20 protein-coding genes and 1 pseudogene are annotated in these 14,382 nt (G+C 73.8%); 13 read left to right on the top strand and 8 right to left on the bottom strand.

Going from position 1 to position 14,382, the window contains the following annotated elements:
- Window positions 1-119: 119 nt before the first annotated feature.
- The 3 genes and pseudogenes from DMP15_RS25980 to DMP15_RS25970 form a co-directional block, all read left to right on the top strand.
- Window positions 120-377, top strand: a pseudogene (locus DMP15_RS25980) (DUF1905 domain-containing protein); the annotation flags it as partial.
- A 469-nt stretch (window positions 378-846) separates the two neighbouring features.
- Complete coding sequence (locus DMP15_RS25975; RefSeq protein ID WP_337826580.1) at window positions 847-1,485, top strand: dihydrofolate reductase family protein; 639 nt, start codon at window positions 847-849, stop codon at window positions 1,483-1,485.
- A gap of 5 nt (window positions 1,486-1,490) precedes the next feature.
- Complete coding sequence (locus tag DMP15_RS25970) at window positions 1,491-2,045, top strand: dihydrofolate reductase family protein (RefSeq protein ID WP_337826719.1); 555 nt, start codon at window positions 1,491-1,493, stop codon at window positions 2,043-2,045.
- Between the two features lie 123 nt (window positions 2,046-2,168).
- On the opposite strand, the gene DMP15_RS25965 is transcribed toward DMP15_RS25970, so the two are convergent.
- The 3 genes from DMP15_RS25965 to DMP15_RS25955 form a co-directional block, all read right to left on the bottom strand.
- A complete protein-coding gene (locus DMP15_RS25965; RefSeq protein WP_337826579.1) occupies window positions 2,169-2,696 on the bottom strand; it encodes a putative immunity protein in 528 nt (175 codons plus the stop codon).
- A gap of 239 nt (window positions 2,697-2,935) precedes the next feature.
- Complete coding sequence (locus DMP15_RS25960; protein WP_337826578.1) at window positions 2,936-3,430, bottom strand: DUF1648 domain-containing protein; 495 nt, start codon at window positions 3,428-3,430, stop codon at window positions 2,936-2,938.
- An 8-nt stretch (window positions 3,431-3,438) separates the two neighbouring features.
- A complete protein-coding gene (locus DMP15_RS25955) occupies window positions 3,439-4,038 on the bottom strand; it encodes a TetR/AcrR family transcriptional regulator (RefSeq protein WP_301549111.1) in 600 nt (199 codons plus the stop codon).
- 85 nt (window positions 4,039-4,123) lie between these two features.
- Between DMP15_RS25955 and DMP15_RS25950 the strand changes: the two genes are divergently transcribed.
- Both DMP15_RS25950 and DMP15_RS25945 read left to right on the top strand, forming a co-directional pair.
- Window positions 4,124-4,330: a hypothetical protein gene (locus DMP15_RS25950; RefSeq protein WP_179761045.1), complete on the top strand. Its 207-nt coding sequence runs from the start codon at window positions 4,124-4,126 to the stop codon at window positions 4,328-4,330.
- Between the two features lie 142 nt (window positions 4,331-4,472).
- A complete protein-coding gene (locus tag DMP15_RS25945; protein ID WP_337826577.1) occupies window positions 4,473-4,718 on the top strand; it encodes a GrpB family protein in 246 nt (81 codons plus the stop codon).
- Between the two features lie 9 nt (window positions 4,719-4,727).
- Here DMP15_RS25945 and prcB read toward each other — a convergent pair whose 3' ends face one another.
- A complete protein-coding gene (prcB, locus tag DMP15_RS25940) occupies window positions 4,728-5,519 on the bottom strand; it encodes a proteasome subunit beta (protein WP_337826576.1) in 792 nt (263 codons plus the stop codon).
- 102 nt (window positions 5,520-5,621) lie between these two features.
- Here prcB and DMP15_RS25935 point away from each other — a divergent pair, with 102 nt between their 5' ends.
- Window positions 5,622-6,671 carry an NAD(P)H-dependent flavin oxidoreductase gene (locus DMP15_RS25935; protein WP_337826575.1) on the top strand — a complete coding sequence of 350 codons (1,050 nt, stop codon included), beginning with the start codon at window positions 5,622-5,624 and terminating at the stop codon, window positions 6,669-6,671.
- Window positions 6,672-6,678: 7 nt separating this feature from the next.
- On the opposite strand, the gene DMP15_RS25930 is transcribed toward DMP15_RS25935, so the two are convergent.
- On the bottom strand, window positions 6,679-6,924 hold the full coding sequence (locus DMP15_RS25930; protein WP_179761041.1) for a DUF397 domain-containing protein: 246 nt from the start codon (window positions 6,922-6,924) through the stop codon (window positions 6,679-6,681).
- Window positions 6,925-7,178: 254 nt separating this feature from the next.
- On the opposite strand from DMP15_RS25930, the gene DMP15_RS25925 reads away from it, so the two are divergent.
- Complete coding sequence (locus tag DMP15_RS25925) at window positions 7,179-7,394, top strand: hypothetical protein (protein WP_139282976.1); 216 nt, start codon at window positions 7,179-7,181, stop codon at window positions 7,392-7,394.
- 26 nt (window positions 7,395-7,420) lie between these two features.
- On the opposite strand, the gene DMP15_RS25920 is transcribed toward DMP15_RS25925, so the two are convergent.
- Window positions 7,421-7,645 carry a hypothetical protein gene (locus DMP15_RS25920; protein ID WP_062400338.1) on the bottom strand — a complete coding sequence of 75 codons (225 nt, stop codon included), beginning with the start codon at window positions 7,643-7,645 and terminating at the stop codon, window positions 7,421-7,423.
- Between the two features lie 191 nt (window positions 7,646-7,836).
- Here DMP15_RS25920 and DMP15_RS25915 point away from each other — a divergent pair, with 191 nt between their 5' ends.
- The 3 genes from DMP15_RS25915 to DMP15_RS25905 all read left to right on the top strand — a co-directional run bounded on the left by DMP15_RS25915 (window position 7,837) and on the right by DMP15_RS25905 (window position 9,698).
- Window positions 7,837-8,130, top strand: coding sequence for a hypothetical protein (locus DMP15_RS25915; RefSeq protein ID WP_100879646.1), 294 nt, complete (start codon window positions 7,837-7,839; stop codon window positions 8,128-8,130).
- 156 nt (window positions 8,131-8,286) lie between these two features.
- Window positions 8,287-9,108 (top strand): Bax inhibitor-1/YccA family protein, encoded by an 822-nt coding sequence (locus tag DMP15_RS25910; protein WP_073577675.1) that lies wholly within the window; start codon window positions 8,287-8,289, stop codon window positions 9,106-9,108.
- A gap of 146 nt (window positions 9,109-9,254) precedes the next feature.
- Window positions 9,255-9,698 (top strand): hypothetical protein, encoded by a 444-nt coding sequence (locus tag DMP15_RS25905; RefSeq protein WP_073577676.1) that lies wholly within the window; start codon window positions 9,255-9,257, stop codon window positions 9,696-9,698.
- Between the two features lie 63 nt (window positions 9,699-9,761).
- Here DMP15_RS25905 and DMP15_RS25900 read toward each other — a convergent pair whose 3' ends face one another.
- Window positions 9,762-10,982 (bottom strand): acetyl-CoA C-acetyltransferase, encoded by a 1,221-nt coding sequence (locus DMP15_RS25900; protein WP_073577677.1) that lies wholly within the window; start codon window positions 10,980-10,982, stop codon window positions 9,762-9,764.
- Window positions 10,983-11,094: 112 nt separating this feature from the next.
- On the opposite strand from DMP15_RS25900, the gene DMP15_RS25895 reads away from it, so the two are divergent.
- The 3 genes from DMP15_RS25895 to DMP15_RS25885 are packed head-to-tail and all read left to right on the top strand — an operon-like array spanning window position 11,095 to window position 14,130.
- Window positions 11,095-11,556: a pyridoxamine 5'-phosphate oxidase family protein gene (locus tag DMP15_RS25895; RefSeq protein WP_073577678.1), complete on the top strand. Its 462-nt coding sequence runs from the start codon at window positions 11,095-11,097 to the stop codon at window positions 11,554-11,556.
- 19 nt (window positions 11,557-11,575) lie between these two features.
- The gene (locus DMP15_RS25890) at window positions 11,576-12,946 is read left to right on the top strand and encodes a cystathionine beta-synthase (protein WP_073577679.1); all 1,371 of its coding nucleotides are present in this window, start codon (window positions 11,576-11,578) and stop codon (window positions 12,944-12,946) included.
- A gap of 38 nt (window positions 12,947-12,984) precedes the next feature.
- Window positions 12,985-14,130: a cystathionine gamma-synthase gene (locus tag DMP15_RS25885; RefSeq protein ID WP_073577680.1), complete on the top strand. Its 1,146-nt coding sequence runs from the start codon at window positions 12,985-12,987 to the stop codon at window positions 14,128-14,130.
- Window positions 14,131-14,145: 15 nt separating this feature from the next.
- Here the strand turns inward: DMP15_RS25885 and DMP15_RS25880 are convergent, their stop codons facing one another.
- Window positions 14,146-14,373: a hypothetical protein gene (locus tag DMP15_RS25880; protein WP_073577681.1), complete on the bottom strand. Its 228-nt coding sequence runs from the start codon at window positions 14,371-14,373 to the stop codon at window positions 14,146-14,148.
- Window positions 14,374-14,382 lie beyond the last annotated feature (9 nt).

Raw genomic sequence — 14,382 nt, 5'->3', positions numbered from 1 at the left:
GAGCGCAACACGCTGTCCGTGCTTGCGGTCGCCAGGGGCACACGCACGATCCCGGGCGGCGGTGGTGCTGTCGTCCAGGTCGGGCAGACCCGCGGACAGCCACCCGACAAGGAGACCCGATGAGCGATCCCGTCGCCTCCCACGCCCTCGACCACACGTTCACCGCCACGCTCGAGAAGAGCGATGCGCCGGGCGGGTGGGTCTACCTGCACACCGACTGGTCGGCCGAGTTCTTCGCCACCCGCGGCCCGGTCAAGGTCCGGGGCGCGATGGACGGCCATCCGTTCCGGAACTCCTTCATGGCGCTCGGCGACGGGAGGCACAAGCTGCCCGTGACCGCGGCGGTGCGGACGACGATCGGCAAGCAGGCCGGGGACGCCGCCACCTCGACGAGCGTCCGGGCCGTCGGTGACCTCCGTACGCGCCACCGTCGGAGCCGTACCGGCCGCGATCCACCCCGGGGACCGGCTCGTGACGCTCGTCGTCACCCGGATCGTCGCGATCGGCTCCTGAGCAACCGGCAGGGTCACGGGCTCTGCGCGGGCTCGTCGATGCCTGCACTCGCGACGGTCCGGGACCGGCCGGCCCCACCGGTCCGGCGTCAACGGGGTGAGCCGCTCGTCCGAGGACGCGGTGCTGCCCGGCCGGTCCGGCCACGACGGTGTCCACGATGCTCTCCGTCTCGGTCATCCGAGCGTCGGCCCGTGCCGGACCACGCCCCGCCTCGACGACGAGCCGGTCCCGGACGACGCCGGCCAGCAGCCGGACCCGCGTCGACCGATGAGTTCCGCCGCCCCCGGCGGTCCACCGTCGCGACGCGGTCCGCGCGTTCACCGAGGAGGCCCCATGCCCCGCACCCGGGTGCACAACCTGTTCATCTCGCTCGACGGCTACGCCGCCGGCGACCACGTGACCCTCGACGCCCCGATCGGCGACGCCGGACGGCTCTTCGCCGGGTTCGACGGGCGGTTCATCCACGGGATCGGCGGGGTGGACGCCCCCGTCACCCTGGACCGCGCCCTGACCAGCACGTGGGCCCAGGGCATCGGCGCCGAGATCATGGGGCGGCGCAAGTTCGGCCCGCAGACCGGCCCCTGGACCGACGACGGCTGGCAGGGCTGGTGGGACGACGAGCCCCCGTTCCACACCCCGGTGTTCGTCATGACCCACCACCCGCGGCCGCCGATCGAGTTCGCGAACGGGACGAGCTTCCACTTCGTCGACGGGTCGGCGCAGGAGGTGCTGACGGTCGCGCAGAAGGCCGCGGGCGACCTGGACGTGCGACTCGGTGGGGGACCCTCGACGATCCGGCAGTTCCTCGACGCCGACCTGGTCGACGTCATGCACGTGGTGATCCTGCCGATCGTGCTGGGGCGTGGGCTGTCCCCGTGGGAGGGGCTGAACGGAGTCGAGGACCGGTTCACGGTCGAGTCGGTCGCCTCGCCGAGTGGGCGCATCCACCAGTTCTGGAACCGGAAGGTCTGACGCCCGTGGGTTTCCTCAGCTACTCCATGAGCATGTCCCTCGACGGCTTCGTCGAGGACCCCACCGGCAGCATCGCCTTCGGCGACCCCGACGAGGAGGTGCACCGCCTGTCCAACGACCAGACCCGGGCGACATCGGTGTTCCTGTTCGGCCGCAACCTCTACGACATCATGGAGGACTTCTGGACCGCCCCCGAGCGGGCGGACGGCCACCCGGTGGAGGCGGAGTTCGCGCACCTCTACACCGCGATCCCCCGGGTGGTGTTCTCCGACTCGCTGACCTCCGTCGCGCCCGGGTGCCGTCTCGTCCGCCGCGCCGACGCCCCGGAGGAGGTGGCCCGGCTGAAGGAGGAGACCGACGGCGAGCTGGCCGTGGGCGGGCCCGGGCTGGCCGCGTCGCTGCTGGACCTGATCGACGAGTTCCGCCCGCGGGTGGTGCCGGTCGTCCTCGGCGGCGGGAAGCGGTACCTGCCGCTCGGGGCGGACCTGCGGCTGCGCCTGGTCGAGCAGCGCGTGTTCGACGGCGGGACCGTGCACCTGCGCTACCAGCGCGTCCGCTGACCCGCGCCGGACACGTCAGGCAGGGGAGAGGCGCTCGGTGAGGACGCCCCTGCGGTAGCCGTCCTGCTCGGCGGGCGGAGCATCGGGTGGTACGCCGATCTGCACCGCCGCGCGGCCCCGCACTCATCGGTCGCGCAGCGCGTCGTCCAGTGCGGTGGTCAGCGCGGCGACGCGGCTGCGGCCGGCCGCCGCGCGCGGGTAGCGGCACAGGACGTCGACCAGCTCCGGTGTCGCGCGCCGCCGGGCACGGTCGAGCTGCGCGTCGCCGCTGCGGGGCGCGTCGCCGTCGGCCAGCTCGACGGCGTGGGCGGCGTGGGCTGCCGCGCGCAGGATGTGCCCGACCTGGGTGGCCTTCGCCAGTGGGTGCAGGTAGGCGGACGCGGCGGCGTCGGCGGCGGCCAGTGCGGCGTGCCTGCCGGCCGGGGTGTGGGCGTCCTTCGCCGCCCGCGCCGCGTCGACGGCGGTCACCCGCTGCAGCCGCGACCGCTCGGCGCCGTCGGCGAAGGCCCACGCCGCGGCGAGCGCCGCGCGGGGGCGGCCGTCGTCGGGCGCGTCGAACAGGGGGAGGGCCACGGCGGCGCACTCCGCGGCGAACCGGGTCACGACCCGCAGGTCGGCCATGGTGAGGGTGACGTCCCCCGGTCGTGCCATCGCAGCACCTTCCCGTGCCGCGCGCACCTCCGCCAGGACGGGCGCGTGCCGACGACGGTGGAAACGGGCTGCGCATGACCGGCCGCCACCACGAGAGCTGCCTCGGCGGCCCCCGCCGGACCGCCCGGAGACGCTGCGCACCATCCTGCGCCGGCCCGTCGCCGACGCGTGATCACCGGTCGTGGAGCGGAGCGTTCGCGGGGCGGTCGCTGCCCTCCACACCCGGTGATCACGGGCGCTCAGGCCGGGCGGTACCGGTAGCGCGCCAGGTAGACGCAGTACCCGACGATCCCGGCGACCAGCAGCGCCAGCACCACCCAGACCGGTCCGACCGGCAGCCTCGGCGGATCGGTGCGGGTGGCGTACACCGCCGTCACCGGGACCACGGTGAGCAGGAACAGGGTCGCGCCGAAGGTCCGGCCCATGTCCTCGGCGAGCATGTGGCGCAGCCGCCCGATCCGCTGCGGCGCCGTCCAGTAGTCGCGGTGCGGCACCGACACCCGTGCCAGCGAGCCGGTCGCGACCAGGCGGTAGAGCCCGGCGCCGATCCCGGCGACGAGCAGCCCGAACAGCGTGCCGACCGTCAGGAACCAGGCGCGGCTGCCGAACGCGGTCGGCACGCCCGTGGGGTCGAAGTGCAGCGGCACCCGGTCCTCGGGGAGCTCACCGGCCGCCCACACCAGGGCGAACGCGTAGAACACCGAGCCGGCGAGGAGCGGGAACCAGGGGCGCACCGCCCGGATCATTCCGGGTCGCCGGCCGGTCCGCGCGCCGTGGCGGGAGCGAGCCGGTCGAGCATCGCGGTCAGGGTCCGCCGGGCGCGGTCGACGGGGGCGCCGTGCAGCGCGACCTCCGTGCTGAGCCCCGCGGTCAGGGCGAGCAGGGCGTGCGCGTCGGTGTCGGGGTCGGCCGACCCGGCGTCGCCGACGACCCGGACGGCGAGGGCGCGGATCTCGTCGTCGCCGTCGGTGAGGATCGCCCGCGCGCGCTCGTCGACCTCGCGGGTGGCGAAGGCGGCGTGGATGCGCAGCGCGTCACGGGTCCGCGGGTGCTCCCCGAGCAGCTCGTCGAGGATCGTCGCGAGGACGGTCCGGTCGCCGCCGCCGACAGCCCGGGCCCTGGTCTCGATCCGCTCCTCCATCTGCCGGTGCGACCGGTCCAGGGCGTGCAGCAGCAGTGCGTCCTTGCTGGCGAAGTAGTGCTGGACACGGCCCATCGAGATGCCGGCCTCGGCTGCGACCGAGCGCAGCGAGACCGCCTCGGTGCCCGACCGTGCGACGAGCGCGAGCACGGCGTCGGCGATCTCGGAGCGGCGGGTGTCGTGGTCGACGGAGCGGGGCACGACGCCACCGTAGCAATGCGGTCGCATTGACAACTCGTGCCGACCACTGTTGCAATGCGAGTGCATTGCAATCTGGGGAGGGCATGTGAAGACGGCACAGAACGTCGCCGGGTTCCTCGGGGTGGTCCTCGGCGTGATCCCGCTGCTGCAGTACCTGGTCACCGGCCGGATCGGCCTGTGGTCCTTCGTGGTCGGCGACGCGCCGGCACTGCCGTGGGCCTACCCCGCGGTCCTGCTCGTGGTCACCGCGGTCGTGGTCGTGGTGGCCGACCGGCGGGAGAAGGCGGGCTGACCCGGTCAGTCCCGCCGCGGCGAGCCGTAGCGCTCGACGGTGAACCCGAGCGCCCGGTAGTGGTCCAGCCACCGGTCGGGAGCGGCGGTGGCGAAGACCGGGGCGACCGAGCGCGACGTGGACACCGAGGCAGTCTGCCCGCATGCTCGGCGCCGTCGGGGACCTGCCGGTGAACCTGCACCGCTACGCGCAGGGCAGTCCTGAGATCACGCGCTACCTGGTGTTCCGCGACCGGCTCCGCGCCCACGACGACGAGCGGGCGCGCTACGAGGGGCACAAGCGCGGCCTCACCGGACGGGAGTGGGCCGACATGAACCTCTACGCCGACGCCGAGGGTCCGGTCGTCGAGGAAGTCATCGGCCGGGCCGGCGGCCCGCCCCGGCCCTGACCCGCCGGCTCAGCCGCCGGGACGCCCCGCCCGCTCGGCGAGCATCCGCTCGGTCGCCGCCCGGACCTCGTCGACACCGATCTCCTCGACGCCGTCGGCGGTCACCGTGATCAGGTTCGGGAAGATCGCCCGGGTGAGGTCGGGGCCCGCGGTAGCGGTGTCGTCGTCGGCGGCGTCCCACAGCGCGTTGACCGCAAGTGCGATCGCGCCGGCCCGGTCGACGCCCGGATCGTGCCGCTTCTTCAGCGACGCCTCGGCGAACTGCGAGCCGGATCCGATGCCGACATAGCCGGACCGGGCGCGCTTGATGCTGCCGGTCGGGTCGTAGGTGACGATGCGGACCGGGTCGGGGTCGGTCGGGTCGTAGCCGACGAACAGCGGCAGCGCGACGAAGCCCTGCATCGCCGCGCCCAGGTTCTCCCGCACGATGCTCGACAGCCTGCGGACCTTGCCGTCCTGGCTGATCGGCGCGCCCTCGACCTTCTCGTACTGCTCCACCTCGGCCGCGAACATCGTCAGCATCTGCAACGCGTGCCCGACCGACCCGGCGAACCCGGCGGCGGAGGTGTCGTCGATGCCGACGACCTTCACCAGGTCCTTCTGCGCGATCAGGTTGCCGGACGTGGCACGCCGGTCACCGGCGAGCAGCACGCCGTCGGCCCAGGTCAGGGCGATGATCGTGGTGCCGTGCGGGACGTCCAGGTCGGCGGGGACCCGCTGTGCGGGGTCGCGCGGGAGGTGCGAGGGCAGCAACTCGGGGGCGTGCGCACGCAGCTGCTCGAGGAACGAGGGTCCGGTCATGAGGGGGAGCGGGCTCCTTCGCACTGCGGGGCGGGGACGGGGCCGATCCTTCCCGTCCGCGGCGTCCCGGTCCACCCGCGGTGGAATGGCACACTCAGGGCGGTGAGCGCACGGAGCCGGGCCGAGTCCTTCTGCACACGCCACGGACTGCGGGTGCCCGTCCTGGAGGCCCCGATGGCCGGGGCCTGCCCACCGGAGCTGGCGGCCGCGGTCGCCGCGGCGGGCGGCATGGGTGCCGCGGGCGTCGTGAACGACACCCCGGAGGCGATCGCCGACTGGGCCGCCCGCTTCCGCGCGCTCGCCGGGACCGCGCCGTTCCAGCTCAACCTGTGGATCCCCGACCCGCCCGCCGACGACGACGTGGGCCTGCAGACCGCTTACCTCGACAGCCTGGGCGGCACACCCGCACCGGCCGGCGGCCCCGGACCGTCGTTCTCCGACCAGCTCGTCGCCGTCCTGGCCGCCCGGCCCGCGGTCGTCTCGACGATCATGGGGCTGTTCACGGCCGAGCAGGTCGCCGCGGTGCACGGTGCGGGCTGCGCCTGGTTCGCGACGGTCACGACCCGCACCGAGGCCATCGCGGCGGAGCGGGCGGGGGCCGACGCCGTCGTCGTGCAGGGCATGGAGGCCGGCGGGCACCGCGGGACCACCGACCCCGCCGACGCCGAGGCCGTCTCGGTCGGGCTGCTCGCGCTCGTCCCGTGGGTGGCCGACGCCGTCGGTGTCCCGGTGGTCGCCGCCGGTGCGATCGGGGACGGCCGGGCCCTGGCCGCCGCGCTCACGCTCGGCGCGAGCGCGGTGCAGGTGGGGACGGCGCTGCTGCGCTGCCCCGAGGCCGGGATCGACGACGGCTGGTCCGCCCGGCTCGACGGCCTCGACCCCACCGGCACGACGACGACCCGTGCCTACACCGGCCGGCTGGCCCGCGGCATCGCCACCGACTACGTCCGTGCCTGGACCGTGCCGGGCGCCCCGGCCCCGGCGCCCTACCCCCATCAGCGACGCCTGGTGGCCCGCTACCGCGCGGGCGAGCCCGGCGCGGTCGACCGGGTCAACCACTGGGCCGGGCAGGCCGCCGGACGTGCGACGACCGACCCGGCGGCCGAGGTCGTCGCCCGGCTGTGGCGCGAGGCGGACCCGCTGCTGCCGTGAGCCCGGCTCAGTCGCGGAAGGGGTCGACCATGTCGTCGAACTCGCCCTTCTTGGCACCGTCGACGAACGCGGAGATCTCGGCCGGGGTGTAGACGAGCACCGGGCCCTCGGGGTCGCGGGCGTTGCGGACCGCGACCTGGCCGTCGTCCAGGACGGCGAACTCCACGTTCTGCCCGTCGGCGGTCCCGCGGGCCGGGCGGCGCCACGTCACGGGGCCGAGATCCGCTGCGCGCGTGCCGTTCGGGTGGGGCATGGGGACCTCCGGGTGTGTCCGCTGCGTCCGTTTGACTGCGGAGAGTGTCGAAAGACTGTGCAAGCGATCTTGCATCCGCACGTGTCATCCGTGACGATGGAGCCTCCGACACGCTGAGGGGGCCCGTGAATGCGCCGGTCGACGCACGGATCTGCCGCCGGGTGGCTGTCGTCGTGACCGCCGGACGGATGAACGAGGCCGGCGGACCCGATGTCCTCACGGTGACGTCCGTTCTCGACGGTCGTGCACACAAGGTGACCGACTCGGAACTCTGCGCACCGCACTCGATGCGGACCGGCCGGTATGCGGCCCTGTGTGGCCACCTGGTGTCCCCGGCCCCGCTGATCGACGTCGCCGGGACCCCGTGCGGCCGCTGCGTGCAGCTCGACCCGACGCCACCGGCGGAGGTGACGTCGCGGCGCCCCGCCCGCCGGCGCGGCTGGGGCCTGCGCCGGGTACTGCCGGCCTGAGTCGTCCGGTATCGGAGCGGGACCCGTCAGCGGGCGAGCCGCTCCGGGTCGGTCTGCTCGTGGCGGCGCAGCGGTCCCCGGGTGCGCCGCTCCAGGTAGCGGCGGCCCGAGCGGGTCAGCTTGCTGAGGGTGTTGGGGCCGCGGCGGCGCTCGACGGCGTCGCCGATCTTGCCCAGGAGCCAGGCCAGCAGCGGTGCACCGACCGCCAGGAGCAGCCATACGCGCAGGTGCCGGGAGAGCAGGGCCCACATGTCCGGACCGTCCTTTCACTGGGGGCGACGGAGGTGTCGTCGCCGGAGGCGCCGACAGTAGTGCGGCCCGCCCGGGTGCGCCCGCTGCGAGGTGACGGCCCGTGACCGACCTGCCACGGGATCGTTGTACGACGCGAGGGTGGGTCCGGCTGCCCCCGGCCGGGCGCCCGCTTCTGCGAGGAGGTACGCCCGTGTTCGCTCCGGGTTCCGGCAGCGTGGTGGTCGTCGCCGTCGCGCTGCTCGTCGTCGTCGCCGCCCTGGCCAGTCCCGCGGGTCGCCGTGCCGCGGTGGCCGCGCTCGGCTCGGTCGGACGCTGGCCCGCGCTGATCCGCGCGGAGATGCGCGGTGACGCGCCGCTGTCCGACGGTCGCGCCGACACCGCCGACGATCGTCGCGTCGACACCACGCCCGAGATGCCGGCGGTGCGTGCCGAACCGCTGCCGCCGACGTCCACGTTCCCGCAGGTGAGACGCCCGGGAGGGTGATCATCGCCCGGTGTGGGAGACGGGGCTGACGCCGGACGCCCCGGACGCGGTAAATTTTCTTTTACCAGCGGGAACCCCCGGCGCTCCCTCGGCGTTGCACACGTGTGAGGGCCTGCCAGAGGTGGGCCCCGCACACGTCCGTCGAGGAGGATCCAGGTGCGCTCCACGAGCAACCCGGCGTTCCGCAACCTGCCCACACAGAAGCAGGGCGGCTACGCCACGTTCGACCGCTCGGGTGGCGGCATGATGGGCGGGGGCGCCGCCATGGCCGGCTCCCAGTCGTCCTACGTCGACCCGACCCAGGCCACGCAGGACACGGGCCGGCCGATCACGGTCGACGACGTCGTCCAGAAGACCGCCATCAGCGCTGCCCTGGCTCTGGTCGCGGGCACCCTGACCGTGCTGTCGGGTCTCTACATCCTGGCGTTGCCCGCGTTCATCGTCGGGCTCGTCGTGTCCCTGATCGTCATCTTCAGGCAGAAGCCCAGCGCCGTCCTGACGCTGCTCTACTCCGGCTCGATGGGTGTCGCGCTCGGCGGCATCACCGGGTTCATGCAGATGGACCCGAACCTCCGGGGCATCGGCGTCCAGGCCGTGATCGGCACCGCCGGTGTCTTCTTCGGGATGCTGGTCGTCTACAAGACCGGCGCCGTCCGGGTCACCCCGCGGTTCACCAAGTGGATGATGGGCGCCCTGATCGGCGTCGTCGTCCTGATGCTGGCGAACCTGGTCGCGAGCTTCTTCACCGAGGGTGGCTTCGGCCTCCGTGACGGCGGCCCGCTGGCCATCCTGTTCAGCATCGTCGTGATCGGCGTGGCGGCGTTCAGCCTGCTGCTCGACTTCGACGCCGCGGACAACGCGGTCAAGGCCGGTGTTCCGGCGAAGTACTCCTGGTACCTCGCGTTCGGCCTGATGACCACGATCGTCTGGCTCTACATCGAGATCCTGCGCCTGCTCAGCTACCTGCGCCAGGACTGACCGGCCACCCACGACCCGGCCCGTGAGGGCCGGGTGCGGCCGGAATCGCCCCCTCCGGTCGCGCGCGCCGCGGACACCTCAGGTGTCCGCGGCGTCGTCGTGTCCGGGGGTGGCCCGGCGGGGCCGGGAGTCGTAGCGTCGGTGTCGTGCCCGGGAACGACCCGGTCGTCACCGGGATCGCCATCCTCCTGGGGATCGCGTTCGGGCCCGCGGTGCTGGTGGGGCTGCTGGTGCGCCTGCCCCGCCTGGTGCGCCGGGTCGCCGCGCGGCACCGCCGCCCGGCTCCGGCGCGCCCGATCGGACCGCCGCTGGAACGGCTCGTCGCCGATCTGCGCCGCCTCGACCGGCTGCGCCGCGGGCCGCAGCCGGCCACCCGGGTCCGGCGCCTGGCGCTGCTGGCCGCCTACGACGACGTCCTGCTCGACGTCTGCCGGGCCGTCGGCGTCGAGGACCCGCCGCTGCGCGCCCACGTCGAGGCGGGCGGGACCCAGGGCGCGCTCGACGCGGACCGGGAGTTCGCCCGGCTGCGGACCGAGGCCGAGATCGAGGCCACCGGCGTGCGCATCGACCCGCCCGGCCACGCCGCCTGACCCCGTGACGCCGACGGGCCGGCCCGCGCGAGGCGGACCGGCCCGTTCGTGGGCGCCGTGGGGTCAGGCGAGGTTCTCGATCACCAGCGCCATGCCCTGGCCGCCGCCGACGCACATCGTCTCGAGCCCGTAGCGGCCGCCGGTGCTGCGCAGGCCGTTCATCAGGGTCGTCGTGATGCGGGCGCCGGTCATGCCGAACGGGTGGCCCAGCGCGATCGCGCCGCCGTGCACGTTCAGCTTGGCCTCGTCGATGCCCAGGTCGCGGGCGCTGGGCAGCACCTGCGCGGCGAAGGCCTCGTTGATCTCGACCAGGTCGATGTCGTCGATGGTGAGCCCGGCGCGGTGCAGCGCCTGCTGGGAGGCCTCGACCGGGCCGTAGCCCATGATCTCCGGCGACAGCCCGGTGACACCGGTCGAGACGACCCGGGCCAGCGGCGTGACGCCGAGCTGCTCGGCCTTCGTGTCGGACATGATCACCAGGGCGGCGGCGCCGTCGTTGAGCGGGCACGCGTTGCCGGCGGTGATCCGGCCGTCCGGGCGGAAGACGGGCTTGAGCTGCGAGATCTTGTCGTAGGTGGTGCCGGGGCGGGGGCCGTCGTCGGTGTCGACGACCGTGCCGTCGGGCAGCGTCACCGGGGTGATCTCGCGCGCGAAGAAGCCGTCGGCGATGGCCTTCTCCGCACGGTTCTGCGACTGCACCGCGAAGCGGTCCATGTCGTCGCGGGACACGTCCTTGTACCGCGCCAGGTTCTCCGCGGTCTGTCCCATGGAGATGTAGGCGTCCGGCAGGAGGCTCTGGTCGCGCGGGTCGGTCCAGGTCTCGGCGCCCTTCTCCGCGGTCTCGGCGGTGCGGGCCTCGGCGTCGGCGAACAGCGGGTTGTGCGTGTCCGGCCAGGAGTCCGACGTGCCGCGGGAGAAGCGGGAGACGGTCTCGACACCGGCGGAGACGAACACGTCGCCCTCACCGGCCTTGATCGCGTGCAGCGCCATCCGGGTCGTCTGCAGCGACGACGAGCAGTACCGGGTGATGGTGGTGCCGGGTAGCGAGTCGTAGCCGAGCTGGATCGCGACGATCCGGGCCAGGTTGTTGCCCTGCTCCCCACCGGGCAGGCCGCAGCCGAGCATCAGGTCGTCGATCTCGGCCGGGTCCAGCTGCGGGACCTGGCCCAGGGCGGCGCGGACCATCTGCACGGTCAGGTCGTCCGGGCGCATCCCGGCCAGGGAGCCCTTGTTGGCGCGGCCGATCGGGGACCGGGCCGCGGCGACGATCACGGCTTCGGGCATGGGACGTCCTCCTCCATCGCAGGTACCTCTCGACCAGACCGTACTTGTCGGTAACCGATGTTCGGGAGACGGCGTGACGAAACCGTCAGGGGTCCGCGGCATGCTCTGATCCATGACGTCGTGGGGAGACTTCCGGCGGGCCGAGCCCGCGTTCGCCGATCTGTCCGAGCGGATCCTGCGGCGGGGGATCGCGCTCGTGATCGCGACGCTGCGCGCCGACGGCGCACCGCGCGTGTCCGGGATCGAGGTGGTGCTGGACGACGCCGGCGGTGACACCGAGCTCTCCTTCGGGTCGATGCCGGGCGCCCGGAAGGGCTCCGACCTGCGGCGGGACCCGCGGTTCGCGCTGCACGCCGCACCGGCCGACCAGTCCGGCGGGGACCTCGGGGACGGCGACCTGAAGGTGTCGGGCCGGGCGGTGCTGCAGGGCCCGCTGTCCGGGCCGGTCACCGGGGACGCGTTCCGCGTCGATCTCACCGAGGTCGTCTGGACCGGGCTCAACGACGAGCGGAACCGTCTCGTGGTGCGCTGGTGGACCCCCGGTGGCGGGATGCACGAGGTCTTGCGCGAGTGAGCGGTGGGAGGATGCGTGCATGCGCTACGTCGAGCACGTCGTCGATCTGGTCGGGAACACGCCCCTCGTCCGGCTGGGAGCGACGGCCGAGGGCATCGCCCCGCCGGTCCTGGCCAAGGTCGAGTACCTGAACCCCGGTGGATCGGTGAAGGACCGCATCGCCCTGCGGATGGTCGAGGCCGCCGAGGCCTCCGGTGAGCTGCGCCCGGGCGGCACGATCGTCGAGCCGACCTCGGGCAACACCGGGGTCGGGCTGGCGATGGTCGCCCAGCGCAAGGGCTACCAGTGCGTGTTCGTGTGCCCGGACAAGGTCGGGGAGGACAAGCGCAACGTCCTCAAGGCCTACGGCGCCGAGGTCGTGGTGTGCCCGACGGCGGTCGACCCCGAGCACCCCGACTCCTACTACCAGACCTCCGACCGGCTGGTCCGCGAGATCGAGGGCGCCTGGAAGCCCAACCAGTACGCGAACCCGGCCAACCCCGAGTCGCACTACCACTCGACCGGCCCGGAGATCTGGCAGCAGACCGAGGGCCGGATCACCCACTTCGTGGCGGGGATCGGCACCGGCGGCACCATCTCGGGCATCGGGCGGTACCTCAAGGAGAAGTCGAACGGCGCCGTGCGGATCATCGGCGCCGACCCGGAGGGCTCGGTCTACTCCGGCGGCACCGGGCGTCCCTACCTGGTCGAGGGCGTCGGCGAGGACTTCTGGCCGACCACCTACGACCGCGACATCTGCGACGAGATCGTCGCCGTCTCCGACGCCGACTCCTTCGAGATGACCCGCCGCCTCGCCCGCGAGGAGGCGCTGCTCGTCGGCGGTTCCTGTGGGATGGCGACCGTCGCCGCCCTGCGGGTGGCCGCGACGCTGCCCGCGGACGCGGTGGTCGTCGTGCTGCTGCCCGACGGTGGCCGCGGCTACCTCGGCAAGGTCTTCAACGACCGCTGGATGGCCAGCTACGGCTTCCTCCCGCCGTCGCAGGGCGCGACCATCGGCGACGTGCTGCGGCGCAAGGACGGCGCGCTGCCCGCGCTGGTGCACGCCCACCCCAACGAGACCGTCGCCGACGCCGCGCTCTACCTGCGCGAGTTCGGTGTCTCCCAGATGCCGGTGGTCAAGGCGGAGCCGCCGGTCATGGCGGCCGAGGTCGCCGGGTCGGTCAGCGAGCGCGACCTGCTCGACGCGCTGTTCACCGGGCAGGCCAAGCTCTCGGACCGGCTCGAGGACCACATGTCCGAGCCGCTGCCGACCCTCGGCGCCGGCGAGTCGGTGCAGGACGCGATGGAGGCCTTCGCCAAGGCCGACGCCGCGCTGGTGCTGGAGGACGGCAAGCCCGCGGGCGTCGTCACCCGGTCCGACGTGATCGCCTTCCTCGGCGGCAACGCCTGATCCGGCCCGCACGGGCGCCGGGAGTAGCCTCGGCGTCCATGCAGGGCTTCTCCACGCGCGCGATCCACGCCGGCCAGGTCCCGGACCCGACGACCGGCGCGGTCACGACGTCGATCCACACCAGCTCGACCTACGCCCAGGACGGCGTCGGCGGGACCCGCGGGGGGTACGAGTACTCCCGCAGCGCCAACCCGACCCGGACCGTGCTGCAGGACCAGCTCGCCGCCCTGGAGGGCGGCCGGCACGCGCACGCGTTCGGCTCCGGGATGGGGGCGACGGACACGCTGCTGCGGATCCTGCTCAAGCCCGGTGACCACCTGGTCATCCCGCACGACGCCTACGGCGGCACGTTCCGGCTGGTGGACAAGGTGCTGTCCGGGTTCGGCGTCGAGCACACCCCGGTCGACCTCGCCGACCACGACGCCCTGCGCGCGGCGCTGCGGCCCACGACCAGGGTCGTGTGGTGCGAGACCCCGACCAACCCGCTGCTCGGCATCGCCGACATCGCGGTGCTGGCCGGGGTGGCGCACGAGGCGGGCGCGCGGCTCGTCGTCGACAACACCTTCGCCTCCCCGTACCTGCAGACGCCGCTGGCGCTGGGCGCCGACGTCGTCGTGCACTCCACCACCAAGTACGTCGGCGGCCACTCCGACGTCGTCGGCGGTGCACTGGTCACCGACGACGACGCACTGTCCGAGCAGATCGCGTTCGTCCAGAACTCCACCGGCTCGGTGCCCGGCCCGTTCGACGCATGGCTGACCCTGCGCGGCGCGAAGACCCTCGCGGTGCGCATGGAGCGCCACTGCGACAACGCCGAGCGCGTCGCCGAGATGCTCTCCGCGCACCCCGCGGTGGCCTCGGTGCTCTACCCGGGCCTGCCCGGGCACCCCGGCCACGAGGTCGCGGCCAAGCAGATGCGCCGGTTCGGCGGGATGGTGTCGTTCCTCGCCGCGGGCGGGCGCGACGCGGCCCTGCGGATCTGCGCGGGCACCCGGCTGTTCACCCTCGCCGAGTCCCTCGGCGGGGTCGAGTCGCTGATCGAGCACCCGGGCGAGATGACCCACGCCTCGACCGCGGGATCGATGCTCGAGGTGCCGGAATCGCTGGTCCGGCTGTCGGTCGGCATCGAGGACGCCGACGACCTTCTCGACGACCTGCGGGCCGCGCTGGACGCGGTCCGGTAGCGCCGCCGGGCGGGCTCAGCTGCGCGACTGCTCCGGCGACGGCGCGGGGGGCTGGACCACCGGCGGCGGTGGGATGACCAGGTCACCCGGGTCCACGCAGCCGCCGACCAGCGACCACGTGCCGTCGCCGCGGGCCTCGTAGCGGCCCGGGTCGGCACAGCCCGCGTCGTGCACGGTCGCCACCGCGAGCGCGGCCAGTCCGGCGGCCAGCAGCAGCGGTGCTGTCGTGCGCAGACGCGTCATTCGCGAGTC

It is taken from the genome of Pseudonocardia sp. UM4_GMWB1 (genome assembly GCF_017312155.1).
Taxonomy (GTDB): Bacteria; Actinomycetota; Actinomycetes; order Mycobacteriales; family Pseudonocardiaceae; genus Pseudonocardia; species Pseudonocardia alni.
This window is presented reverse-complemented; position numbering and strand designations above follow the sequence as displayed.